Genomic DNA, 22,503 nt, shown 5'->3' with positions numbered 1-22,503 from the left:
GACACGTCGGGACGCCCTAGGACCGCGCCACGAGGATCCACCAGGGCGATCCCGACATGAGACGTTCACGGAAATTGCTTCGGGACGAAGAGGTCGCAGGTTCAAATCCTGTCACCCCGACAACGCGAAGGCCCTGGTCAGACGCTTTACAGCGAACGTCTGACCAGGGCCTTCGTCGTGTGCGGAGACGACTGCTTGTCCAACTGCCTGACTACCGTTGTGCCTCGGGGAACAGGTCGTTCATGGCGGTGGCGCCGTCGTCGATCACGGGTCGGATCTGCTTGCGGTAGACGAGTTCGGTGACCGAACTGCCGCCCGCGTGGCCGACGAGCCGGGCGATCTGGTCGACGGTCATGCCGCTGTCGGAGAGCAGGGACACGAAGCTGTGCCGCAGCTCCCGAGGTGTCCACTCGGCGGCCTCGAGTCCGGCGGCGGTGAGGACCCGGCGAAACCCGCGGCGGACGTTGGCCGCGTCGAGGCCGGTGCCGGTCTCGGAGGAGAACACGAGGTCATGCTCCTGCCAGCGGACGGCGGCCCGGGTGCGGTGGCGGTCGACGCGGGCGCGTTGGGCGCGCAGGACCTCGATGCAGCGGCTCGGCAGGGCGATCGTCCGCCGGGACTTGCGGGTCTTGGTGTCGCCGTCGCGGCGGACCGAGCGCCACACCTTCATGTGCGGCGGCACCGGCGGGTCGGCGTCGGGATCGCCGATCAGGTCGACGTCGCCCCAGACGAGCGCGCGCAGCTCCTCGGTGCGGGCTCCGGTGAGCAGGCCGAGGACGACGTAGGCGCCGTAGGTGGTGGTGACCTCGCGGGAGAGCAGGGCGCGGGCCTGGGCGAAGGTCAGAGCCTTGGACGGGCGTCCGGTCCGACCGCTCGGGGTGCTGCACAGCAGGACGACGTTGCGCTGCACCTTGTCCCGGGCCTGGGCGCGCTTGACCGAGCGGAGCAGGATCGAGCGGATGTCCTGCAGAGTACGGGTGCTCAGGTCGCGAGACTTGCCGGCGAGCCAGCGGTCGACGTCCTCCGCAGACAGCTCCCGCAGCTTGCGGGCGCCGAGCGCAGGGATGACGTGCTGGTCGGCGAGGATGGCGTACTTGGTGGTCGTGCTCTCGGCGCGGCCGGTGAGGCCGTAGGTCAGCCAGTCGCGGACCGCATGTTCGACGGTGTAGCCGTGTTCGGCGACGGCGTGCCCGTCCTCGACGGCGCGGACGATCTCGCGCAGCTTGGCCTTGGCGGCGGTCTTGGTCTTCCCGCTGCCCGAGCGCACGATCCGCTTGCCCTCGGGGGTGTAGCCGATGGTCACCGAGGCGATCCAACGTTGCCGGGCCTCGTGCCAGTGCAGGCTTCCGTCCCCGCGGCTACGCCGTGCGCTCATAGCGGTTCCCTGTCTCGTCGGTCAGCAGTTGGACGTACGCGGCGATCGCCGAGGCGGGGATCAGGCGTGCGCGGCCCTGATGGACCGAGCGCAGCCGCCCGGAGCGGAGCTGTTCGTAGATCACCGACCGGCTCATCGAGAGCAGCTCCATCGCCTCGGACACCCGGAACAGGCGCCACGGCGGGATCTCGTCGAGCTTCACGGTGTCCTCCCGGAGCCGGTCCGCCGCTGCTCGCGTCGTCGTTCGGCGATGCCGATCGCGATCTCTCGTTCCGCGTCGTTCCGGTGCCCGATGTGCACGACCTGCCAGTCGTTGACCACCAGCACCGCTCCGGGCTCGGTCGGGGTGTCGAGAGCGGCCAAGGTCTCCCCGAGGCGGTAGGTGCGCCGATCCCCACGGATCGCCCCGAAGGTCGTGGAGTACGCGCGGGACTTGGTGAGGAAGTGGCCGCGGAACCCGAGCATGTGCGCCCACCGGCGCAGGTTCAGCCCCTCGTACTCCTCGCGCCCGCCGAGCTCCCACGCGGTCTCGATGAGCCGCCGGTGGTGGGGGGTGATGTCGAGGTGGTCGAGGTGGGCGATGTCGCGGATAGGGCGGTCGGTGGCCTCGGACTTGCCGGTGCCCTTGGTGGCGTACTTGGCGACGTAGGCGGCCAGCGCTGAGTCGGTGATCTCGCCGTCGTCGTTCTCCAGCGCCACCGCGGTCGTACTCGTGATCGGACGGGTGTCGACCTGGGTGCCCCACGCGAGCACCTGCGGGGTGCCGTCGGGCCGGTCCACTGTCAGTGACACGTCGTGCGCGGCATCCCGGATCGCCGCGTGCAGCGCGTCGGCGGTGAGCCCTGCCGGTGGCGCGGTCCAGGGCCCCTCCGGGCCGTCGAGGCGCACGACAGCGTGGAAGTGGACCAGCCCACGGCGCTGGTACTCCGCGACCTTGGCGTACGACAGCCGGGCGTGATCCCGGAAGTCACGGACCCGGACCCCGAGCACCTGCGCGAGCAGGCGACGGAGGCGGATGGCGAACCGGTTCCACAGGACCCCGGAGTGCGCCTGCCACAGCACCGCGCCCACGTAGTCGTGCGACTCAGGATCGAGGGCGCATCCGACGCGGGGGTCGTCGCGGTGGTGCTTGGTCCCGCAGCGGCAGGGGACGACGAGCCCGCGGGCGGTGACCCGGCGGGTGTGGACCGGCCCGAACGAGGGCGCGGTCAGCGTGACGAACAGCCGCGGGTGGACTGCCGCGGTGTCCGGCACGCCCTTGCCGCCCGCCATTCCGGAGCGGAGCAGGTGGTAGGCGTCGGAGGCGTAGCGATCCGAGCAAGCCGGGCACACGCTCGCTCGCCGGTTGCCGCAGGGGGCGAGGATCTCGCCTTCCCGCTCGGCCAACACGGTGCCGGTGGCGCGGTCGTAGATCCGCGAGGAGCCGGTGAGGTGGATCGGTGCGGCGCAGCCGCCGATCGCTGTGACCTCGCGTCGCCAGGTCTGAAAGTTCTCCGAGCGCAGCAGGTGGGACAGGTCGTGCTCGTGCATGTCGGGCGTGGTTGTGGCAGCCGTGATCACGGCATCCCTCCGAGGGACGAGTGAGTGGGTTGGGGTGGCGCCGGCCCCGCCGGGAGCTGGACTCACGCGGCGGGACCGGGCCGGATCACCGGCGGTAGAGGCGGTGCTCGTGCTCGATCTCGACCGGCCCCGGAGTGAAGCCGTGGTAGCGGGCCAGGAGCCGGGCTGCGGCCCGGTAGCTGGACGCGTGGCCGACGAGTGCGCCGTGGTCGTTCTCGACCCGGTAGCGGCCGCCGTCGCGCAGCACCGTTCCGCCCTGCCCGGTCGTGCCCAGGCAGACCAGGGCCTTACCCGGCTCGACCACGTCGACGCCGATCAACCCGGTGGAGCGCTGCGGCGCCTTCTGCGGTTCCGGTGCCCGGGTGGGTTCCGGGATGGGGCGGAGGTGGTCCCAGCGCGACACCATGTCCCGGGTCGCCTTCGGAACCAGGACCGAGCGGGCCGGGCCCTCGGAGCCCGCGTGGTGGATGTGGTGGGTGCCGCCGAGGCGCAGGTGTCCGGTGTCGAGGAGCTGGGCGACGGTGTCACCGTCATGCCGGGCCAGTGCGTCGGCGCAGCCGGGGCGGGCAGCATCGGCGCGCAGCACCCGACCCGAGCGCTCGACCACGAACAGCCCCGGATCCTGGGCCAGCCCGACCACACGGGCGACCTCCCGGGGGTCCTGCGTCGCGGCGGGCCCGTGGTCGGTGGTCTCGACGATGACCGGGTCCCCGAACAGCGCGCCCTGCACGGTGCTCGTCTTGGTGGTCATGCCGACCACCACCAGGTGGCGCGGGCCTCCCAGGACCATTCCCGGGCGAGCTGGCGGATGATGTACCACTCCGCCACGACCGCGCCAGCGGTCACGACCCAGAACCAGCCCGAGGCGGACCCGAGGTAGAGCCAGGTCCCGGCCACGATGAGGGCGAAGAGCAGGGTGAACTTGGCCCAGGTGCGCAGGACCCATGCGGTGGTGGTGCCCATCAGGCGGCCCCCCGCCCTGTGTTGTCGCTGTCGTCGTGGAGGTCGATCACGTCCGCGTCCGGCGGCGGGGTGCAGCGCTGGACCAGCTCGGCGATGTCGTCGTCGGAGACGAACGCGGCCCGGAACCGGATCGGCAGGCGGGAGCCTTTGTCGATGACGAAGCCGATCCCGGCGTGGCGGGCGTCGCCGGGGATCTCATCGGCCAGCGCACCCCGCTCCCGGGCCCCTTCGCCGAGGACCATGTCGACGTGGGAGGCGGCGGTGACGCCGAGGCAGATCCGCTGGGTGAACAGCTCGCGGACGTCCACGACGTCCTTGGACGGCTCCTGCAGGTAGCCGTGGACCGCGAACAGCGACGCCCGCCCCTGCGTCATCACCTCCGCCAGCAAACGGAGGGCGTCACGGACGGAGGTGCGGTCGCCGTAGGCGGTGAGCATCGCCATCTCATCGATCACCAGCAGCTCCACCGGCGTCCCGACGCTGGGGGTGCAGGCGCGGATGTTCTGGTCGCGCATGTCGTCCTGCCGGTCCCGCATCGCATCCCGAAACTCCGTGAGCAGTTCGAGGGCCTGGGGCATGGTGGTGGCGTAGCGGTGGAACAGCGGTGCGCCCTGTTCGGTCTCCACGCCGCCCTTGAGGTCGACCATCCAGACCCGGACGATGCCGTCGCGGATGCACGGCCCGACCCCGCGCAGGGTCGACCAGAGCACGGAGCCCTTGCCCGCTCCGGAGGCGCCGGCGACCAGGCGGTGTCCGCCGATGACGGGGGCGGTGAAGGGTTCGCCGCGCTCGTTGTCCCCGATCTCCACCGCGCCCAGGTCCACGTCCTCGGTGGTCTCGGGGATGTCCGGGGCCGGGATCGTGCGGGTGAAGGGCAACTCCCACTCGATCACGATCGCGACCACGCCGGGCCGGTGGCGGGTGATCGCGACCCGGTGGGCGATGAGCGCTTCCCAGAGGATCGAGGAGCGCTCTTGCCAGTAGGCGACGTCCTGGCCACGGACCATGCGGACGTAGACGGTGTCGATCGATCGCGACGACGACCGCACCCGCAGCACCCGGGGGACGAGCAGGTCGCCCGTGTGGCGGTGCTCCTTCGTGAGTCCGCAGTCGGACATGAGCTGCGCCCAGCGACGGCCGCGGTAGACCGTCCACCGCCGCCAGGTGGCCCGTAGAGCGGGGGCGGCGAAGCGGTCGAAGGTGGCCGGGTGGGCACGGCCCCAGACCGCCACAGAGACGACCAAGACGGTCAGGAAGACCACCGTGATGACCGGGCCGAGCATCAGCGCCAGCCCCAGGACGATCAAAGGGACGGCGACGAACCCAGGATGCCGAGCCGTCCAGGCCAGCGCCTGGAACTCCCGACCCGGAGGCCGAGACGCCCGACCCACATGGGTCCGAGACGGGCCGTTCATACGTGTCGCAGAGCTACTACGCTTGTTCACTGCTACCAGTCCTCACGAGAGTTTGTGTCGGGTAGCAGGGGCGCCCGCTGTGTGTTTCCGCCAAGAATCAGTGCAGCGGGCGACCCCACCACCCAGAGATGGGTTACTTCTGTTCGCGCAAGGCCCCACGCGCCGAATCGAGGTGCACGGTGAGGTGGGCGACGTCGCGGGCGAGGTTGTCGTGGGTGTTCTTGAACCCGCCCGTCCGATACGGAATCCCGTGCAGGCTGCGCTTGAGTTCGCGCATCGCAGCGTCGAGTTCTTCGACGGTGCGGTCGACAGCTTTCGACATCACTTCCTCCATTCGCGGGAGACCAACTCGGCCTCCCACTTCTTGGCTGAGGCGGCCATGACCCGTAGGGAGGCGTGTGCGGTCTTGGCCGAGGCCCGGATCTCCTCCGGTGACGCGGTCGACCAGTGCTCTCCCTGAGCACCGGCCTTGGCCGACAACCCTTTGCCGGACCGCTTGGACTTGGTGTCGGTGGCCTTCGCGGCGACCTTGTCCGCCTCTGCAAGGGCGTCCCCGACGAGCTGCAATGCCCGCCAGAACTCCCCGTATTTGCGCAGCGCGCGCCGGTTGACCTTCGGCAACGTCTTGACCCGGTCCCGGGCTCCGAGGTTGATCGCCACCGCTCAGACCCCCTTGCGGATCGCGAGCTGGGCCAGGCGCAGGCCCTCGGCGACACCCGCCCGCCACGCCTGCTCCGTCGCGACGACGGGGTGCTCGGTGCGGGCCCAGCGGCGCCGCTCGATCTCCAACCGCCGCACCAGCCGACCGACACCAGTCGTCACCCGCGGACGGACACTCGTGTTGGTGTTCATGCCGTCATCTCCATCCCGACCACGGCCACTCGGCTCGTGGTCTCGCCGTCTCCGAAGCAGTCCGGGCAAACTCCGGAACCACCACACGCCCCACACTCGACACCTGTTATCGAGTCGCCGTAGCCGTCGCACACATCGCACGCCCCGCTACCGCTGCATTCGCTACACACCACCGCAGATCACCCCTGATCGAGGACACAGGTGTCCCCGTCTCGGAATTACTGGGAATTGCCGGAACACCATTCCGGCGAACAGATGGGCCGCTACATCACGCGGCCAGCCCGCACATCACCCGGGCGACACCGACACGCAGAGGTCGGTCAGGACTGGTTCTCGTCGTCCTTGCCCCGCCGCATCGGCGCAGGAGCCGGGTGGGCATGCTTGAGCCCCATCGCCTTGAACGCGATCCCCGACACCGTCCGACCATCCGCGGACTCGATCGAGTACGGGTTGATCTTCGGATCGATCAACTGCACCCGCGCGTCCTCCCCGAACCCCTCACCCGGATCCGTCGTCAGCGTCACCTTGATCTCCTCACCCTTCGGAGCCCGCTGCCCCGCCGCCACCTGCAACTTCGCGAACAGCGACACCACGAACTGCGTCACCCCATCCCGATCCGTCACCGGCACCTCCGCACCGTTCGCGTCCTGACGGGTCTTGGGCGCAGGCGGCTCCACCACCGTGAGCTTGTAGCCGTCGAGCACCACCGGAAGATCCCTCATCGCTCTCTCCTTCGTTCGCCTGACCAGCTTGGCTAGCCATCTCAGCGTGACCGGCTTGGCTAGCCATGTCAAGCGCCAATAAGGAAGCTGGCTAGCCGGGCTAGCCAGCCGACCGATACCGTGGGGTCATGAGCACGCCAGCCGAGTTCCTCGCGCACCTGGACCCGGAGGATCCGCGCACCCCGTCGCAGCAGATCTCCAACCAGATCCGCGCCGCGATCAAGCTCGGCAAGCTCAAGGCCGGAGAGAAGCTGCCGTCGCAACCTGACCTGGCCGAGCGCTACGGCGTCGCCCGCGAGACAGTCAAGGCAGCCCTGCGCCCCCTCTACGCCGAGCGGCTGCTCATCAGCCGCCAGGGGAGCGGGGTGTTCGTCCGCGCCCAGACCGAGCTACCGGTGGGGCTGCGCCCGCACATCGAAGCCGCGTTCGAGCGCCCGCACGTGCGCATCGACTTCGCCGGGTTCTCCGGGGAGACCCTGGCCAACACCCTGTCCGAGGTCCTGGACAAGGTCCGCGCCGGACGCCTGAGCCCGGAGTCGATCGCCGTGCGGATCATGCTGTCCGACCCCGGCGTCCCCCTCGCGCTCCCGTGCCGTGCCGACACCGCCGCCGACGACCCCGCCGTCCGCAAGCGCGCCGACCGGATCACCCGTCGTGCCGTGGACAGCATCACCGACGGCGTCGGGGAGCTTGCCGACCTCGGGTTGGTCAAGTCCGCGACCGCGGAGGTCCGGGCGCACAGCGCGTCCCCGCTGTTCAAGCTCTACCTGATCAACGACGAGGAAGCGTTCTTCGGCTTCTACCCCGTCCTCGAACACACCGTCACCATCGACAAGGCCCCCGTGCCGATCTTCGACCCGATGGGCAAGGACGCCACCCTGTTCCACTTCTCCACCGGCGACGACGCCGACACCAGCAATGGCCCCCAGTACGTCACCCAGGCCCGCACCTGGTTCGACTCCGTGTGGACCACCATCACCCGGGACTACCCGCAGTGATCCTCCTGGCCGGAACCCGCACCCAGCTCGCCGACTTGCTCCGCGGCGCCCGGGTCCTGCTCCTGGACTTCGACGGGCCCGTCGCGCACCTGTTCGCCGGCCACCCCGCACCCGAGGTCGCCGCCGCTGTCCGCCAGTTCGCCACCGTGCACGGCATCGATCTCACCGAGGTCCGCACCGATGACCCGCTGGTCCTGCTCCGAGCCGCCTACCGGCACTCGCCCGAGTCCGGCCGCGACGTCGAGGCCCACGTCATCGAGCACGAGACCCGCGCCGCGACCATCGCCGAACCGACCCCCGGAGCTCACGAGCTCATCCGCACCGCCGTGGCCACCGGACACACCGTCCTGGCCGTCAGCAACAACTCTGAACGAGCCATCCGCACCTACCTGGCCCGCCACGACCTCACCGAACACGTCGCGCAGATCATCGGCCGCCCCTTCGGGCACCCCGAGCAGATGAAGCCCCACCCCCACCTACTGCACGCAGCCCTGGACATCAGCCGAGCGGCACCGAGCGACGCGGTGTTCGTCGGAGACTCGATCACCGACGTCCTCGCCGGGACTGCAGCCGGGGTGCCGTGCATCGGCTACGCCAAGCAGCCCGAACGCGCCGAGGGCCTGGCCGACGCGGACGCCATGGTCGTCGTCGACGACATGCACACCCTCGCCACCGCACTACGCCCGTGACACCGCTCCAACCCGACGTCGCCCGCGCCGCGCACGCGCGATGGCCTGACCGCGCACCCGCCTGGATCCAGGCGCTTCCCGTCGAGCTGGCCGAGGTCTGCGCAGCTCTCTCGGTCACCCTGACCGGCCGGACGTTCTCTGCCAGGTCGGCCCACGTCGTCGAAGCCACGACCAGCACCGGCACTCGATTGATCCTGCGATCGAGCCCAGACCCCGATGCCGTCCACCAGGCCGCAGTACTGGACCAGTTCTCACGGGCTGGTCTGGCGCCAGCGGTCCGTCTCCTGCGGAACACGCCCACGAGCACGTGGACCGCCATGGACGCGGTCGAGCCCGGCGCATCGCTCGCCGAGCAGGAAGCGAGGCCGCGGGACCTCGCGGATACAGCCGCGATGCTGTACACACTTGCCGACGAGGACGGCGTGCCCTCGGTGCCGAGCATCGTGCCCTGGCTCCGAGCGCGGCTCACCGACCCACCGGCCGACGACCAGCCACCACACCGCGGCCCTGAACCCGCCACGGTCCGCGAGGCCGCCAGCGTGGTTCTCGACGAGCTTGCCGCCGACGTACCGACTGGGCTGTGCCACGCCGACCTCTCGCCGCCCAACGTCCTCCACGGGCGCGGACGACTGTGGTTCATCGACCCCCGAGGGAGGAACGGCGAAGCCACCTACGACATCGCTGTCCTCGCGCTCAAGCTCAGCGACGACCACCTCGACACCGCCCGAGCCCTGGCCCGCAGCATCGCCCTCTCCAGCGGCACCGACCCCGACCGAGCGGACGCCTGGGTCACCGTCGCCGACGCCGCCACCGTCTAACTACGCCAGCAGGCCCGAACGTCAAGCATCAGGTGAGACCGGAACGTCAAGCATCAGCCGGGACACGACACAGGCATCAGCGCTCTGTCGGGTCTCACCTGATGCTTGACGTTCCTGTCCCGGGTGATGGTTGACGTTCGGGCTAGTACTGCAACGGCAGTTGATCAGCTCGGGGGTCGTTCGCCGCGTCGGCGGTAGTGGCAGTCGCGGGCCTGTTGTTGGCGTTCACGGCGCCAGGTCGACCAGTGCATGACGTGGTCGATGCAGGTGAGCGGGGTGAAGGCGAGCGCGGCGAGGAGACGGCGGATCTCGTTGCCCGACAGCTGAATCAATGCGCGCCGGCTGGCTGAGGATCCCCCTTTTCGGCCTCGCGTGCGTGTTCGGCGGCGCGGGTGACGGCGAGGTAGGCCGCGGTGAGCATGGCCAGGGTGATGTGGGCGTGCCAGGCTCGGTAGGAGCGGACTTGGTAGTGGTCGAGGCCGGCCTCGTTCTTCGCGGTCTGGAAGCATTCCTCAATCGCCCACCGCGCCCCGGCGACTCGAACGAGGTCGCGCAGCGGCGTGTTCGCCGGGGCGGCGCAGCGGTAGAACGCCAGCTCACGGATGGTCTTGCCCTCTGCGGGCTCGGTCTGGCGGCGCACCAGCAGCCAGTGCCCCCAACCCGCCGGGAGGCCGTCGATGGCCAGCGCAACCGCGGTCCAGTCATAGACCCGCATCCCGTGCGCGCCCGGCCCGATCGCGCGGCGCTCCCACCCGTCGTGCCCGGTGTCGAGATCACGCGCCCCGGCGATCGTGGCCAGGGCCTTGGCCGGGCGACGATTCCCGTCCGGGCTGGTGAGCATGTCGTCATTGCGGGTGGCCAACACGAACGGGATCTCCCGCTCGGTGAGCCAGTCGCGAAAGCCCGGGTTCTGCCCGTAGACCTCGTCCGCGGTCACCCACGACCCGGACGTGAGTGCCCCAGCGGCGTACGTGCGGGCCAGCATCGCCGTCCCCAGCTGCGGTTTCGTGGCGAACTCGACGTCATCGGGGACATCCGCGCGCTCGCAGCGTTCGCGGTCCTCGGTCCACGAGGTCGGCAGGTAGAGCTCCCGGTCGATCAACGCCCGCCCCGCTTCGAGGCGTAGGCCAGGAACACACCGAGCTGACAGTTGTCGATCTTCCCGCTGGTGCCGGTGTACTGGCGCTGCACCCCGGCCGAACACAGGCCCTTCTTGATGAACCCGGTCTCGTCCACGATGAACACCCCCGACGCGGTGTCGGTGAGATGTTGCAGGACGTAGCCGCGCAGGTCGTCGCGGACCCCGTCGACGTCCCAGTCCGCGGTGCGCAGCAGCCGCTGCATCCCGTCCGGCGACATCGCCCCGGCGTGTTCGGCGAGGGTCCAGCCGTTCTTCCGCTCGAGCCCCGCGAGCAGGCCTCGCAGGTAGGTTCCGACCCGCCGGCGCGGCTCGACCTGCGGAAACGGCCAGAGATCAGCTCCACCACCGCATCCAACGAGGCCACCCACCCGGCAAGATCAACCACGCGGTGATCATCACCGCCGAACGGCCGTCAGCCTCTCACCAACGCCGAACTGCCGTTGCAGTAGTAGGCGCCCTTGATACCGAATGGAAGGTCTAGACACGGCGAGCGCTGGCGGCGCTGTCGTGTCCCGGCTGATGCTTGACGTTCCGGTCTCACCTGATGCTTGACGTTCGGGCCTGATCGGCTTTCCTGTCCGCTGTCCGTGCTGGTCAGCGGGTGGGTGGGAGGCCGGGATTGGCCCTGGTGGACATGACCGTGGTCGAGCAGCGCTAACCGGCGTGCTGGCGTCGAGCAAGGCGAACCGCGCTAACCAGGTCGCGGCTCAGTTCGGGCGTCTCCCGACAGACCCTGCACCCTGGATCACCCGTACCGCGCCGAAGGCCTGGCCGGCCTCGCTCGCGCTCACACGCCCGGATCCTGCCCTCACAGGCATCCGAGCAGGTGGAGGTCGCGGTCTGCGAGATGCGCCGCGGCACCCGCTGGGGGCCGACGCATCGCCCATGAACTCGGCCCCGCTTCGGCGCCAGGCCCCCTCGCGCAGCACGGTGGCGAGGATCCTGCACCGCAACGGCCTGGTCGAACCCCGCCGCCGACGCAGACGCCGTCGGACTATCGCCGCTGGGAACGCCCCGCCCCGATGCAGCTGTGGAGCTCGACATCGTCGGCGGCATCCACCTCCGCCAGCCCGACGGCCCGTGACGGGCCAAGATTGTGACCGGGGTCGATGACCATTCCCGCTTCGCCGTCATCGCCACCGTCATGGTCCGGGCCACCGGCCGCGCGGTCTGTCTGGCCTTCGCCGACGCGCTGCGCCGCTACGGCATCCCCGACGAGGTCCTGACCGACAACGGCAAACAGTTCACCGCCGCTTCGGCCGCGGCGGCGAGGTCCTGTTCGACCGGATTGCCGTGACAACGCCATCACCCACCGCCTCACCCAGCCCGCGACCCGACCACGACCGGGAAGGTCGAGCGGTTCCACCAGACCCTGCGCCGGGAGCTGCTCGACCACACCGATCCCTTCGACACCCTGACCGCGGCGCAGGCGGCGTTGGACTCCTGGATCACCACCTACAACTGCACCCGCCCGCACCAGGCCATCGACATGGCCTGCCCGGTCGACGCTTCGCTCCCAGCCAGCACCAGCGCGGCGACGAGGACCTGCTCCCGCTGCGGCTGCCCGCCCGACTCACCACCGCGCCCGCCCCGACCCCACATTCCGAGCACCCCGCCCCGGCCCCGGACGACGAGCCGAGCACCGAGATCGAGGTCTATCGGGGCGGACCGGTGGAGTTCGAACGGGTCGTCCCCGCCTCGGGAAACCTCGCCGTTCTCGGCAAACAGTTCTGGCTCGGTCCGCTCCGGGCCGGGGTCACCGTCACGTTCTGGGCCGACACCCAGGTCATCCACCTCACCGCCGGCGGGGCCCGGATCAAGACCGTCCGTTCCCCCTACACCGAGGACCAGCTCGCCACCCTCGCCGCGACCGGAGGCCGGCCCGCCGGCCCGCCACCGCTACCACCGGTCGAGCCCGACGGGACCGCGATCGAGGTCGACCGCACCGTCTCCGCCCAGGGCCTGATCAGCTTCGGTGGACGCTGGAACCTCGCCGCGGAGATCCTCGGCGGCCGCCGGGTCACCCATCCGCATCGAGGACCACGTCCTGCTGATCTTCGACCCCGAAACCCGTGAACTTCTCCGGACCAGGCCGAACCCGCTGACCTACGACCAGGCCCGCCACCTGCGCGGCGCCCGCCCCGCCGGACCACCACCACGCCCGTCGGTCGAACCGGTGACTGTCACCCGCCGGGTCTCGACCACCGGCACCATCATGATCGCCCGCCAACTCATCGCGCTCGGACGTGATCAGGCCCGGACCCTGGTCACCGCCCACGTCGCGAACACACCATCACCGTCGACCTCGCCGACGGCGCCCACCGCACCGTCACCCGCACCAGCACCGGCGCGATCCGTAATCTCAAGGCCCAGACAGACCGCACAGTTTCCTAGTACTGCAACGGCAGTTCGGCGTGTGGTGAGAGGCTGACGGCCGTTCGGCGGTGATGATCACCGGTGGTTGATCTTGCCGGGTGGGTGGCCTGTTGGATGCGGTGGTGGAGCTGATCTCTGGCCGTTTCCGCAGGGTCGAGCCGCGCCGGCGGGTCGGAACCTACCTGCGAGGCCTGCTCGCGGGCTCGAGCGGAAGAACGGCTGGACCCTCGCCGAACACGCCGGGGCGATGTCGCCCGGACGGGATGCAGCGGCTGCTGCGCACCGCGGACTGGGACGTCGACGGGTCGCGACGACCTGCGCGGCTACGTCCTGCAACATCTCACGACACCGCGTCGGGGGTGTTCATCGTGGACGAGACCGGGTTCATCAAGAAGGGCCTGCGTTCGGCCGGGGTGCAGCGCCAGTACACCGGGCACCAGCGGGAAGATCGACAACTGTCAGCTCGGTGTGTTCCTGGCCTACGCCTCGAAGCGGGGGGCGGGCGTTGATCGACCGGGAGCTCTACCTGCCGACCTCGTGGACGAGGACCGCGAACGCTGCGAGCGCGCGGATGTCCCGATGACGTCGGTTCGCCACGAAACCGCAGCTGGGGACGGCGATGCTGGCCCGCACGTACCGCTGGGGCACTCACGTCCGGGTCGTGGGTGACGCGGGACGAGGTCTACGGGCAGAACCCGGGCTTTCGCGACTGGCTCACCGAGCGGGAGATCCCGTTCGTGTTGGCCACCCGCAATGACGACATGCTCACCAGCCCGGACGGGAATCGTCGCCCGGCCAAGGCCCTGGCCACGATCGCCGGGGCGCGTGATCTCGACACCGGGCACGACGGGTGGGAGCGCCGCGCGATCGGGCCGGGCGCGCACGGGATGCGGGTCTATGACTGGACCGCGGTTGCGCTGGCCATCGACGGCCTCCCGGCGGGTTGGGGGCACTGGCTGCTGGTGCGCCGCCAGACCGAGCCCGCAGAGGGCAAGACCATCCGTGAGCTGGCGTTCTACCGCTGCGCCGCCCCGGCGAACACGCCGCTGCGCGACCTCGTTCGAGTCGCCGGGGCGCGGTGGGCGATTGAGGAATGCTTCCAGACCGCGAAGAACGAGGCCGGCCTCGACCACTACCAAGTCCGCTCCTACCGAGCCTGGCACGCCCACATCACCCTGGCCATGCTCACCGCGGCCTACCTCGCCGTCACCCGCGCCGCCGAACACGCACGCGAGGCCGAAAAGGGGGATCCTCAGCCAGCCGGCGCGCATTGATTCAGCTGTCGGGCAACGAGATCCGCCGTCTCCTCGCCGCGCTCGCCTTCACCCCGCTCACCTGCATCGACCACGTCATGCACTGGTCGACCTGGCGCCGTGAACGCCAACAACAGGCCCGCGACTGCCACTACCGCCGACGCGGCGAACGACCCCCGAGCTGATCAACTGCCGTTGCAGTACTACGGCGCCAAGCGCGCCAGGCTGCGGCCTCCGGCCGGTCCAGGCGCGCACTGTTGTAGCGACTGATCGCGGCGAGAGACAGGAGCTCAAGCGCCATCCCCACTGCGATACCAACCATCGCGGGCCGCGCTCGTGATCAACCGAGCAAGGTCGGACATGAAGCGCTCACTCTGACTGGTGTGTGCCTGAAACTCCCCGGTGGAGATCCTCTCCTTTCGGTTTCCGTGCGCGATATCGTGGCGAGTCCGCCGAACGAACTCGAGCGCGCTGAACTGAGCTCGCTCAACTCTTTCAGAGGGGATGCCAAGAACGAACAGCTGGCGCCGCAGGACGTCAGCACTAAGATTCATATCCAAAGAGACCGCCGAGCCGGAGTCAATCTCTACGGGATTCTCCAGAATCATCCGAATCTTGTTTACGAAAGCAACTTGCGATTTTGCTCGCTTCAGAAGTACCCCATTCTCGTCGCCATCTTCCTGAGCTTCGACGCCGCCGCCCTTACGCACCGCTTCAAACTCCTGCAGGAGCGCCGCAGCGACTAGCTCAGCTCGAACATCTGAAGCTGCGGCCTGAATGCTGTTAATGAACGCGACGTATATGTTGGCCGAATTGCGCACGTAGCCTTCTAGGTGAGCGTACTGCATCACCAGCAGAGTTCGCATAGACGAGACTGGCCAGCTCTCCTGGTCTGCCGTCGGAAGCAACAAGTTCCGCAAATGGCGGAGCTCATCAAGGCGCCAAGAAAGATCGTTCTCAAGCTCGGCTCTTAAGTCGAGAAGTTTCAACTCACGACCGCCTCGAACTTCTCCTTGAAGTACTTAACTCGAGCACGCAACGGGGCGGGATCATTCTTGCCTGGCCCAGTATTCTTCAGGAATTCAGGGTCGACCTTGCCGGTGGCTATGACTGCAGAGATTCGTTCGATGAGGGGCTTATCAGAAGCGTCGACGGTCGTCAGCAGGTCCTGCAGTCCAAGACTTAGAGCATCAAAATGGTAAACTGAGAACTGATTCTTCGAAACTCCTGTGGCTGGAACAACCGAGCCGAATAGTTTGAACGATCCTTCGTTCACCTCGCTTGCCGCACGAAGAAGCTTGAAGGTCTGTTCAAACGCCTGTCGCTCGCCCTCATAGTCGAACGGATGTGTAGAGTCCTGAGGATCCGAGACTGCTTCCATGTACTCGGTCAGAAAGTCAGCGACGTCGTGTCGAAACGCTGGCAAGTTGTTCCTGAATGCGAAGAAGCGTAAGATTAACTCTTCGAGGTACTTGCGCTTACGTGCGGTATCTGGAACTGGATCTACGCAGTAGAGGAAGTCTTCGTTAAGGCTCAACTCACCGATGAACTTGTTGAAGTCATTGGACAGAAGCCTAATCGTGGCGTTCCGGATTTCTTGCTCTGAAAGCTCTTCACCTCCCGTGTTCAGACGCTTAAACATGTAGTAGCGGAGACGAGGATCGCTTTCCTTGCGAAGAATCTCAGCACGAATGTAACTTCTCTTCAGCTTAATCTCAAGCGCCCTCGGGAGAGCTGCATACTTGTACCCGTTGAGTTCTGGCACAATGTCACAGTCATCGAGCTCTAGTGGCTCATTCTTCTCGCCATCAACAACCAACTCTCCGCGAAAGTTCAGATACGAGGATATACGCTGTAGGCCGTCGATGAGCTCGTAGACCCTATCGTCGCGTTCAATTAGGTATATTGGCGGAACGGGGAGCTCCAGAAGAAGAGATTCGATGAACCGGGACTGGTTCCCCGTGGTCCATCGGAATAGCCGCTGGAACTCAGGATCAATGATAAGCTCTTCGTCTTTATACATGTCGACGAGCTCATTGAAGGAGAAGTCGAGCGTCCTAGTTCGAACCTCGGTGATCTTGGTATCGATAGACTCTATGAGTACTTCGGAAGCAACTGGCTCCACCTTAGTCTTCCGCCTTCTCCCGGGCATCTTAGCTCCTTGCGAATCGTAGGACTGACTCTGAGACCGCGCCCTTCTCATATGCGCGTGCCGGGGTATTCATGGTCGTCAGTAGACGGCTAACGTTGAATCGCTCCGGCTGAGACGAAAGAGTCCAGCCCTCTACCTCGGCCTCCTCGACAAATATATCGGCGAGTCGAACCTCGACGTCCTTGTAGTAGGAGTCTTGCACTACTACGGTCATGGATGCACCTTTGGAGGCGACCCTTGAGAGCTCAGTAATACCAGAGCGCAGATCGGTCAGATACTGCTCGAACTGTTTCCGATAGTATCCGGCGGAGTCCTTGCTGGGGTGCGACCTAACGGCCTCTAGTGTTTTTGCGGCTACTGAGTCGGGCCGCAGCGCTGACCCGCTCCGATTGGGTCGAATTAGCGTGGTCCCCATCAGCTCGGCTCTAATGTGGCGGTTGATAGTGAGGTCAACTCCCAAAGCGGCCAATTCTCTTGAGTATGCCACTCCATAGTCGATCCGAGTGAGGTAAGGAGGCGAGGTGATGATGCGATCGATCGCACCGCTTCGGATCGGAAGGCGGCCCGCCGAACCATCGACGATATGCGGTTTTGGCGCATTGCACAAGCTTCGCCCTAGCGCTGAGTCGACGATGGAACGATAGGCTGCGTGCACCGCAGTGTCGATCGCAACCGATCCTGGATTGATAAGGTCGTCGACGCTCCGAGCCCGCCTAACCCAGGTCGGATTGCTGCCCTCAAAGGTCTTGGTCAAGTCACGGATCGTTCGGAAGATCGCAACCAGTATTAGTGCGCGAACGTCAGGTTCTGCACTCGCGGCGCGGCGAGTCCATTGCGATAGTCTAATTGATGATTCTTCCGCGAACCAGGCCCCAAGGCTCCTAACTGAGCTTCCCCAAGGTGCATCAGCCCCCAGCTTCTCCAATTCTGGAATTGGTCGGGATGCTGCCGCGAATCGTGCTTCTGCGACAACGTTCGCTGCTGGATTCAGATCGATCCCGATCGACTGAATACCGAGCGACGCGGCCGCTAAGGTCGTTGTGCCGCTGCCGTTCCACGGATCGAGAACAACCGACGCTTCGCTGGCCGGAGTGCGGAGGATCTCATTCTTTGCCCACGCGAAGGAGAACCCAGCGTAATACGGAAAAATGTTTACGCCCCCGCCTCATCAACAGCGGGCCGCTTCGGTGAAACAGAGTTTGAGGTACTAGTACGGCTTGCATCGAATAAGGGGATCGATGACCCGTGCATACTCACTTCGGCGTCATCATTTCGACAGCTTGCCGATTGGTTCGATTCGGCATCAATTGCAGCGCCACCCCGAGTGCTATGGACATAAGTCAAGCTAATTCTAGACTACCAAGCAAGATCATGAGAAGGTGGGTTCATCCCATAGAGGCAGCTTTGCTCCCAGGTGGCGACCGGCGCGAAGGCGTCGAACACTTAGGATCGCTGACCTATTGCCCTCGCCGGGCAGGCGGATCTCCGGGATGGTGGCGCCGTGCCATCCCGTCAACCTCCCGGTGGGCGTACCGCACGGACACCCGTGGGCGGAGCCGTGGCACGTCGAGTGCGGTTGCGTCGAGGGCCGCCCACGGGTGCCCGCACGGTCGGTCTGGCGACAGGTCGACGGGATGGCACTCAGGAAGAGCGAAGGAGTAGCCCCCAGCTCCGGGTTACTCCAGAGTTCGACGGCAGAAGCCAACGATGGACTGTTGCCGGTGGCAGATGCCGCAGCGAGTCCGTGCAGCGCACGAGGGGCAATGACGAAGGGCATACATCACTGGAAGAAGTGGATCGTCTCTCCGTGGATTCGGGGTGCACCTGATGGTGGAGCTGCTTGACCAACTGCCTGACAACGGCCCCCAACTGAGGAACCCTCCAGCGGACGTCCACGGACGGAGGAGCCGTGCTGACCTGGGCGTTGAAGCTCATCGAGCCGCCGCCCCAGTTGCTTCGGGACGAAGAGGTCGCAGGTTCAAATCCTGTCACCCCGACCACATGAAGGCCCAGATCCAGCGGATCTGGGCCTTCGTCGTGTTCCGGTGGACTACTCCCCGACGAGCCCCGCGAGCCCGTCCAGGGTCCGCGCGAGGCCGAACTCCCACGCGCGATCCGGATCCCAGGCGCTCCCGTGGGCCGCGCCCACCGCGCTGCCGACCCGGACCGCCAGCGGGTAGACCTCCGGGTCCAGCACGCGGTCCAGCAGCGGCGCGTTGACCGCCCACCACTGCTCGTCGGTCAGCGACGATGCCAGGGCCGCCTCGCGGGCCTCCTGCTCGGCGAGAGCGGCGGCGGACGGGTTCGCCTCGCTCACCCGCGACGACGTGGGCATGAACGTGATCTTCCTGCGACGCGGCCTGGAGACGCTCCCGGACGACCAGCGCGGCCTCCACGCGGCCGGGCAGATCCTCGCGTTCACCGTCGACGACCTGGAGGGCGAGCTGACACGCCTCGTCGAGGAGGGGGTCGCCATCACCATGCCGCTGACCACCGAGGAGTGGGGCGAGCGAGCCTTCCAGGTCCGCGACCCCAACGGCGTCGTCGTCCAGCTCGTCGACTGGAACGGGGCGACCGCTCCCCGGTAGCGGACCGCCACCGGCTGCTCGACGGCCCGTGGTCGGAACCACCGGGGCACGGGCGACCCGCCGGGGTGGTGGGGTGCGACGACAGGGCGTGATGCGGGATCCTGGAGGAATGAGTGAGAACCCGGTAGCGCTCGAACTGGACGACGCGGGACTGGCCGGTGGCCTCCCCCGCCCGGCACACCAGCTCGACGGGATCCAGGACGTACCGTTCCGCCCGGTCCAGTTCCGCGACAACGACCTCCCGACCGCACTGGAACGTGCCGCGCAGTGGCTGCGCGAGACCCAGACCTGGCTGGGCGAGCCGGTGGACGTGATCGCCATCCACCTCGACTACAACGAGGCCTCGGAGGCCGCGTACTACGAGCTCAAGCTGCTCTGCAACGAGGAGGACCTCGCCGGCGCACCATCGCGGTGCGGCAGCGGGCCGCCACCGACGCCTGATCCCCCGACGACGGGTCGTCGCCCCGGCCCCCGGGGCGACGACCGTCAGTGACGAGGGTCACGATCGGCACCATGATCAGCAGGTCACGGACCCGGGATCGTCGCCTCCGGGCCCGCCGGGAGGAACGGGTGTTTGGCCCACACGGCGTGCTGCGGTAGCGTTCCTCTCGGTCACCGTAGTTCTGAGTTTCGTGTTTCACAGGCGTCCGCAGAATGATGATGCGGGCGGATCCGCTGTCTTTGGTGTAGCTGAAGCTGGCTGCCGTCTGGGAATTCCTCTGACCCGGGCAGCCGCACGACGTGGTTGTTCCGTCCGAAAGCTGCATGACAAGGAGTCACCATGACCAACGGAACCGTGAAGTGGTTCAACGCCGAGAAGGGCTTCGGCTTCATCGCTCCCGAGGACGGCGGCGCTGACGTGTTCGTCCACTACTCGGCGATCGAGGGCAGCGGCTTCAAGGAGCTGCAGGAGAACCAGGCCGTGTCCTACGAGGTCACGCAGGGCGCCAAGGGCCCGCAGGCCTCCTCGGTGTCCCCTCTGAGACACCCCGCCCGGCAGTAGCGCCGGGCAGTAGTTCCTCCGTCCGATGGCGGCATCCCCACTGGGGGTGCCGCCATCGGCGTGTTCCGGGCGGCTAGCGTCGTGCCGTGCCGCTGTCCGCCCGTCAGGCCTCGTTGCTCGGATCCTGGCTGCCCGGGCACGAGGTCGTGGCCGACCTCGGCTGGGGCCTGGTCGGGACCACGGTGCTGCGGGTTCGCCACGACGGCGTCGACCTCGTCGTGAAGGCCGGCGACGACGCCGACGCCCACATCGCCCGGGAGATCCGCGCCCACCGCGAGTGGCTGGCCCCGCTCGTCGCCCGCGGTCGTGCGCCGGAGCTCCACCGGGCCGATGCCGACGCGAAGCTGCTGGTCACCCGCTACCTGCCCGGGGCCCTGGTGCAGGACACACCCGCCGAGCACGAGCCGTCGACCTACCGCGGGGCCGGGGAGCTGCTGGCACTGCTGCACGACCGCGTAGCCGTCGACGACGACGGCTACGGCGCCCAGTTGCGCGACACCGTCCTGACCAGGCTCGGGCGTCCGCACCGCATCGCACCGGGATCCTCGCGCGGCTGCGGGCGGAGGTGAGCGGCTGGCCGGTCCCGGCGGCCCGGCTCGTTCCCACCCACGGTGACTGGCATCCGCGCAACTGGTTGGTGCACGACGGGGCGGTCTCGATGATCGACCTGGGCCGGGCGGCACTGCGCCCCGCTCACCGACCTCGTCCGCCTGGCGTCCCGCCAGTTCCGGTGGGACCCGGCGCTGGAGGCTGCCCACCACGAAGGCTACGGCGGCGACCCGCGCGAGCCCGGCCCGTGGCGCCGCGAATGGGTCGCCGAGGCCGTCGGCACCGCGACCTGGGCCCTGCAGGTCGGCGACGAGCCGTTCGAGGCCCATGGACACCGGATGCTCGCCGAGGCGTTCCCGGACTAGCGTGGCGCGGTGCCCCTCGTCGTCGCTCCGGCCACCTCCTTCGACGACCTCGCGACCCTGCTGGGCCCGAAGCGCTCCCCCGACGCGTCGGTCTGCTGGTGCCTCTCGCACCGGCTGCCCGCGGCGCGGAACCGTGCCCTGACCGGCCGGGCCCGGGGCGAGTACGTCCGGGAGCTGACGACCCGCGTGGTCGCGCCCGGCGTCGTCGCCCACGACGACGGCGAACCGGTCGGCTGGGCCGCCGTGGCCCCGCGCGCGGAGCTGCCGTTCGCCCGCTCCCGCACCATCCCGCGCGTCGACGACCTCCCGGTCTGGTCGGTGTGGTGCTTCCGGGTCCGTGCCGGCCACCGGGGCCGCGGCATCGCGCACGCCCTGCTCGCCGGCGCCGTCGGGTACGCCCGCGACCAGGGCGCACCGGCGTCGAGGGCTACCCGGTGGACAACCGGGGAGCCCGGGTCGACCTGACGATGGCCTATGTCGGCACCCGCGCGTTGTTCGAGGCGGGCGGGTTCACGGTCGCCGCGGAGACCACCGGGGTGTCCGGCGGGTTCCCGCGGGTGGTCATGCGCCGGTCGACGTCCGGCTGAGCTCCCGGCGGCGCAGCAGGTACCCGGCCGCGGCGGCGAGCAGCCCGGCGAGCGCCAGACCGTGCTCGAACCAGGCACCCCAGCGGGTCGCGAACGTCAGCTCGGTGCGCAGCGGCACCTGCTCGACCAGGGTGTCGGCGGTGTAGAGCCCGGTCCTGGCGACGACGGAGCCGTCCGGCCGGATCACCGCGCTCGCCCCGGACAGCGCCGCGACGACCGCGGCCCGGCCGTGCTCGACGGCCCGCAGCCGCGACATAGCGAGGTGCTGCCAGGTCATCTCGCCCCGCCCGTACCAGGCGTTGTTGGTCGGGATCACCAGCAGCGAACCACCGTCGGCGACGCCGTCGCGCAGCACGTGGTCGTAGGCGGTCTCGTAGCAGATCGCCGTCGCCACCCGGGTGCCCGCGACGGGCAGGACCCCGGGCGCCGTACCCGGGGTGAAGTCGGCCAGCGCGACGAACGGGGTCAGGTACTGCGTGACCGCCCGCAGCGGGATGCGCTCGCCGAACGGCACGAGCTCCTGCTTCGCGTAGCGCTCCCCCGCTCCCGTCCCCGGGTTCCAGACGACCACCGCGTTCTCGGTGTCGGTCGCACCCGCCTCGTAGTTGGCGCCGATCAGGAACGGCACGCCGAGCGCGTCGACGGCCCGGTCGACCGCCGGGTCGACGCCGTCGGTCGACAGCGAGCTCTCGGGCCACACGACGAGGTCCGGCCGCGCGACCGCGCCGGACCGGACCCGGTCGGCCAGCACGGAGGTCTCGGCGAGGCTTTCGCGCGCAGGGTCCGACCGGCCGAGAAGAGACCGAGCCCGATGTCGGGCGCGTTGCCCTGCACGACCGCGACGGTGCGGGTGCCGTCCTGGGCGTCGACGGGCGGGGTCGGCACCGCGAGCAGCACGAGCACGATCACAACGACCGGGACGAGGCCGACGACCCGGCGCGGGCGCTGCAGGAACGCCGCCACGCAGAATCCGGCCGCGACCACCGCGACCGACACCAGTGGGGCCCCACCGATCGCGGCCAGCGGCAGGAACGGTCCCTCGACCTGCCCGAACGCGACCCGGCCCCAGGGGAAACCGTTCAGCGGGAACCTGCTCT

General features: G+C 68.3%; 30 protein-coding genes and 4 pseudogenes. 15 read left to right on the top strand and 19 right to left on the bottom strand.

Annotated elements, in window-relative coordinates; all coding sequences use genetic code 11:
- Positions 1 to 211: 211 nt before the first annotated feature.
- The 10 genes from xerC to Ae717Ps2_RS00080 form a co-directional block, all read right to left on the bottom strand.
- A complete protein-coding gene (xerC, locus tag Ae717Ps2_RS00125) occupies positions 212 to 1,375 on the bottom strand; it encodes a tyrosine recombinase XerC (RefSeq protein ID WP_075332865.1) in 1,164 nt (387 codons plus the stop codon).
- On the bottom strand, positions 1,359 to 1,577 hold the full coding sequence (locus Ae717Ps2_RS00120; protein WP_233147392.1) for a helix-turn-helix domain-containing protein: 219 nt from the start codon (positions 1,575 to 1,577) through the stop codon (positions 1,359 to 1,361). Before Ae717Ps2_RS00120 ends, xerC begins: the two co-directional genes overlap by 17 nt.
- Positions 1,574 to 2,905, bottom strand: coding sequence for a replication initiator (locus Ae717Ps2_RS00115; RefSeq protein ID WP_075332864.1), 1,332 nt, complete (start codon positions 2,903 to 2,905; stop codon positions 1,574 to 1,576). The genes Ae717Ps2_RS00120 and Ae717Ps2_RS00115 overlap by 4 nt, the downstream gene beginning before the upstream one ends.
- 115 nt (positions 2,906 to 3,020) lie before the next feature.
- On the bottom strand, positions 3,021 to 3,686 hold the full coding sequence (locus Ae717Ps2_RS00110) for a hypothetical protein (RefSeq protein ID WP_233147391.1): 666 nt from the start codon (positions 3,684 to 3,686) through the stop codon (positions 3,021 to 3,023).
- Positions 3,683 to 3,898 carry a hypothetical protein gene (locus Ae717Ps2_RS00105; protein WP_075332862.1) on the bottom strand — a complete coding sequence of 72 codons (216 nt, stop codon included), beginning with the start codon at positions 3,896 to 3,898 and terminating at the stop codon, positions 3,683 to 3,685. Before Ae717Ps2_RS00105 ends, Ae717Ps2_RS00110 begins: the two co-directional genes overlap by 4 nt.
- The gene (locus Ae717Ps2_RS00100) at positions 3,898 to 5,205 is read right to left on the bottom strand and encodes an FtsK/SpoIIIE domain-containing protein (RefSeq protein WP_233147390.1); all 1,308 of its coding nucleotides are present in this window, start codon (positions 5,203 to 5,205) and stop codon (positions 3,898 to 3,900) included. The genes Ae717Ps2_RS00105 and Ae717Ps2_RS00100 overlap by 1 nt, the downstream gene beginning before the upstream one ends.
- 241 nt (positions 5,206 to 5,446) lie before the next feature.
- The gene (locus Ae717Ps2_RS00095; RefSeq protein WP_233147389.1) at positions 5,447 to 5,647 is read right to left on the bottom strand and encodes a hypothetical protein; all 201 of its coding nucleotides are present in this window, start codon (positions 5,645 to 5,647) and stop codon (positions 5,447 to 5,449) included.
- A complete protein-coding gene (locus Ae717Ps2_RS00090) occupies positions 5,635 to 5,973 on the bottom strand; it encodes a hypothetical protein (RefSeq protein WP_075332860.1) in 339 nt (112 codons plus the stop codon). Before Ae717Ps2_RS00090 ends, Ae717Ps2_RS00095 begins: the two co-directional genes overlap by 13 nt.
- A 3-nt stretch (positions 5,974 to 5,976) precedes the next feature.
- The gene (locus tag Ae717Ps2_RS00085; protein WP_075332859.1) at positions 5,977 to 6,165 is read right to left on the bottom strand and encodes a hypothetical protein; all 189 of its coding nucleotides are present in this window, start codon (positions 6,163 to 6,165) and stop codon (positions 5,977 to 5,979) included.
- 320 nt (positions 6,166 to 6,485) lie between these two features.
- Entirely contained in the window at positions 6,486 to 6,887 is a 402-nt protein-coding gene (locus Ae717Ps2_RS00080) for a hypothetical protein (RefSeq protein ID WP_075332858.1), read from the bottom strand.
- A 128-nt stretch (positions 6,888 to 7,015) separates the two neighbouring features.
- Here Ae717Ps2_RS00080 and Ae717Ps2_RS00075 point away from each other — a divergent pair, with 128 nt between their 5' ends.
- Genes Ae717Ps2_RS00075 through Ae717Ps2_RS00065 form a run of 3 tightly spaced genes read left to right on the top strand, consistent with a single transcriptional unit; the run spans position 7,016 to position 9,392 of the window.
- Entirely contained in the window at positions 7,016 to 7,885 is an 870-nt protein-coding gene (locus tag Ae717Ps2_RS00075; RefSeq protein ID WP_075332857.1) for a winged helix-turn-helix domain-containing protein, read from the top strand.
- Positions 7,882 to 8,574: an HAD family hydrolase gene (locus tag Ae717Ps2_RS00070; protein WP_083702228.1), complete on the top strand. Its 693-nt coding sequence runs from the start codon at positions 7,882 to 7,884 to the stop codon at positions 8,572 to 8,574. The genes Ae717Ps2_RS00075 and Ae717Ps2_RS00070 overlap by 4 nt, the downstream gene beginning before the upstream one ends.
- Entirely contained in the window at positions 8,466 to 9,392 is a 927-nt protein-coding gene (locus Ae717Ps2_RS00065) for a phosphotransferase (protein WP_083702227.1), read from the top strand. Before Ae717Ps2_RS00070 ends, Ae717Ps2_RS00065 begins: the two co-directional genes overlap by 109 nt.
- 164 nt (positions 9,393 to 9,556) lie before the next feature.
- Here the strand turns inward: Ae717Ps2_RS00065 and Ae717Ps2_RS38005 are convergent, their stop codons facing one another.
- Together Ae717Ps2_RS38005 and Ae717Ps2_RS00060 are read right to left on the bottom strand one after the other, a co-directional pair.
- Positions 9,557 to 9,724: a hypothetical protein gene (locus Ae717Ps2_RS38005; RefSeq protein ID WP_170917006.1), complete on the bottom strand. Its 168-nt coding sequence runs from the start codon at positions 9,722 to 9,724 to the stop codon at positions 9,557 to 9,559.
- A pseudogene (locus Ae717Ps2_RS00060) lies at positions 9,721 to 10,901 on the bottom strand (IS701 family transposase). Before Ae717Ps2_RS00060 ends, Ae717Ps2_RS38005 begins: the two are co-directional and overlap by 4 nt.
- 728 nt (positions 10,902 to 11,629) lie before the next feature.
- Between Ae717Ps2_RS00060 and Ae717Ps2_RS38000 the strand changes: the two are divergent.
- The gene (locus Ae717Ps2_RS38000) at positions 11,630 to 11,830 is read left to right on the top strand and encodes a DDE-type integrase/transposase/recombinase (RefSeq protein ID WP_198932109.1); all 201 of its coding nucleotides are present in this window, start codon (positions 11,630 to 11,632) and stop codon (positions 11,828 to 11,830) included.
- Between the two features lie 75 nt (positions 11,831 to 11,905).
- Positions 11,906 to 11,974 (top strand): annotated as a pseudogene (locus Ae717Ps2_RS40175) (hypothetical protein); the annotation flags it as partial.
- Between the two features lie 14 nt (positions 11,975 to 11,988).
- Here Ae717Ps2_RS40175 and Ae717Ps2_RS38710 read toward each other — a convergent pair.
- A complete protein-coding gene (locus Ae717Ps2_RS38710; protein WP_233147388.1) occupies positions 11,989 to 12,135 on the bottom strand; it encodes a hypothetical protein in 147 nt (48 codons plus the stop codon).
- A gap of 69 nt (positions 12,136 to 12,204) precedes the next feature.
- Between Ae717Ps2_RS38710 and Ae717Ps2_RS38705 the strand changes: the two genes are divergently transcribed.
- From Ae717Ps2_RS38705 to Ae717Ps2_RS37990, 4 genes are all read left to right on the top strand, one after another.
- The gene (locus Ae717Ps2_RS38705; RefSeq protein WP_233147387.1) at positions 12,205 to 12,609 is read left to right on the top strand and encodes a hypothetical protein; all 405 of its coding nucleotides are present in this window, start codon (positions 12,205 to 12,207) and stop codon (positions 12,607 to 12,609) included.
- 398 nt (positions 12,610 to 13,007) lie between these two features.
- Positions 13,008 to 13,418 (top strand): transposase, encoded by a 411-nt coding sequence (locus tag Ae717Ps2_RS40170; RefSeq protein ID WP_083702226.1) that lies wholly within the window; start codon positions 13,008 to 13,010, stop codon positions 13,416 to 13,418.
- A 156-nt stretch (positions 13,419 to 13,574) separates the two neighbouring features.
- Positions 13,575 to 14,183, top strand: coding sequence for a hypothetical protein (locus Ae717Ps2_RS40165; RefSeq protein WP_083702225.1), 609 nt, complete (start codon positions 13,575 to 13,577; stop codon positions 14,181 to 14,183).
- Positions 14,180 to 14,347 carry a hypothetical protein gene (locus Ae717Ps2_RS37990; RefSeq protein WP_170917006.1) on the top strand — a complete coding sequence of 56 codons (168 nt, stop codon included), beginning with the start codon at positions 14,180 to 14,182 and terminating at the stop codon, positions 14,345 to 14,347. The genes Ae717Ps2_RS40165 and Ae717Ps2_RS37990 overlap by 4 nt, the downstream gene beginning before the upstream one ends.
- Before the next feature lie 105 nt (positions 14,348 to 14,452).
- Here Ae717Ps2_RS37990 and Ae717Ps2_RS35840 read toward each other — a convergent pair whose 3' ends face one another.
- The 4 genes from Ae717Ps2_RS35840 to Ae717Ps2_RS34905 all read right to left on the bottom strand — a co-directional run bounded on the left by Ae717Ps2_RS35840 (position 14,453) and on the right by Ae717Ps2_RS34905 (position 18,649).
- The gene (locus tag Ae717Ps2_RS35840; RefSeq protein ID WP_143510269.1) at positions 14,453 to 15,151 is read right to left on the bottom strand and encodes an MAE_28990/MAE_18760 family HEPN-like nuclease; all 699 of its coding nucleotides are present in this window, start codon (positions 15,149 to 15,151) and stop codon (positions 14,453 to 14,455) included.
- A complete protein-coding gene (locus Ae717Ps2_RS00040; protein WP_075332855.1) occupies positions 15,148 to 16,314 on the bottom strand; it encodes a DUF262 domain-containing protein in 1,167 nt (388 codons plus the stop codon). The genes Ae717Ps2_RS35840 and Ae717Ps2_RS00040 overlap by 4 nt, the downstream gene beginning before the upstream one ends.
- 1 nt (position 16,315) lies before the next feature.
- Positions 16,316 to 17,416, bottom strand: a complete 1,101-nt coding sequence (locus Ae717Ps2_RS40160; protein WP_369804863.1) for a DNA methyltransferase — start codon at positions 17,414 to 17,416, stop codon at positions 16,316 to 16,318.
- A 948-nt stretch (positions 17,417 to 18,364) separates the two neighbouring features.
- Complete coding sequence (locus Ae717Ps2_RS34905) at positions 18,365 to 18,649, bottom strand: TetR/AcrR family transcriptional regulator C-terminal domain-containing protein (RefSeq protein WP_139318853.1); 285 nt, start codon at positions 18,647 to 18,649, stop codon at positions 18,365 to 18,367.
- On the opposite strand from Ae717Ps2_RS34905, the gene Ae717Ps2_RS00030 reads away from it, so the two are divergent.
- The 6 genes and pseudogenes from Ae717Ps2_RS00030 (at position 18,648) to Ae717Ps2_RS37985 (ending at position 21,406) form a co-directional block, all read left to right on the top strand.
- Positions 18,648 to 18,902 carry a glyoxalase/bleomycin resistance/extradiol dioxygenase family protein gene (locus Ae717Ps2_RS00030; RefSeq protein ID WP_083695499.1) on the top strand — a complete coding sequence of 85 codons (255 nt, stop codon included), beginning with the start codon at positions 18,648 to 18,650 and terminating at the stop codon, positions 18,900 to 18,902. The two genes, Ae717Ps2_RS34905 and Ae717Ps2_RS00030, sit on opposite strands and share 2 nt — an antisense overlap.
- Before the next feature lie 109 nt (positions 18,903 to 19,011).
- Entirely contained in the window at positions 19,012 to 19,395 is a 384-nt protein-coding gene (locus tag Ae717Ps2_RS00025; protein ID WP_233147386.1) for a hypothetical protein, read from the top strand.
- Positions 19,396 to 19,683: 288 nt separating this feature from the next.
- Positions 19,684 to 19,905 (top strand): cold-shock protein, encoded by a 222-nt coding sequence (locus Ae717Ps2_RS00020; protein ID WP_075332854.1) that lies wholly within the window; start codon positions 19,684 to 19,686, stop codon positions 19,903 to 19,905.
- A 25-nt stretch (positions 19,906 to 19,930) separates the two neighbouring features.
- Positions 19,931 to 20,539 (top strand): annotated as a pseudogene (locus Ae717Ps2_RS00015) (hypothetical protein); the annotation flags it as partial.
- A 289-nt stretch (positions 20,540 to 20,828) separates the two neighbouring features.
- Entirely contained in the window at positions 20,829 to 21,284 is a 456-nt protein-coding gene (locus Ae717Ps2_RS00010; protein ID WP_198932108.1) for a GNAT family N-acetyltransferase, read from the top strand.
- A complete protein-coding gene (locus tag Ae717Ps2_RS37985; protein WP_198932365.1) occupies positions 21,254 to 21,406 on the top strand; it encodes a hypothetical protein in 153 nt (50 codons plus the stop codon). Before Ae717Ps2_RS00010 ends, Ae717Ps2_RS37985 begins: the two co-directional genes overlap by 31 nt.
- Here the strand turns inward: Ae717Ps2_RS37985 and lnt are convergent.
- Complete coding sequence (lnt, locus tag Ae717Ps2_RS38695; RefSeq protein WP_233147384.1) at positions 21,381 to 22,106, bottom strand: apolipoprotein N-acyltransferase; 726 nt, start codon at positions 22,104 to 22,106, stop codon at positions 21,381 to 21,383. The genes Ae717Ps2_RS37985 and lnt overlap by 26 nt on opposite strands.
- Positions 22,022 to 22,503, bottom strand: a pseudogene (locus tag Ae717Ps2_RS38690) (hypothetical protein); the annotation flags it as partial. The pseudogene Ae717Ps2_RS38690 and the gene lnt, both read right to left, overlap by 85 nt.

The organism is Pseudonocardia sp. Ae717_Ps2 (genome assembly GCF_001932475.1).
In the GTDB taxonomy this organism is placed as follows: Bacteria; Actinomycetota; Actinomycetes; order Mycobacteriales; family Pseudonocardiaceae; genus Pseudonocardia.
Note: the sequence above shows the minus strand (reverse complement) of the source record. Positions and strands in the feature narration are given on the sequence as shown.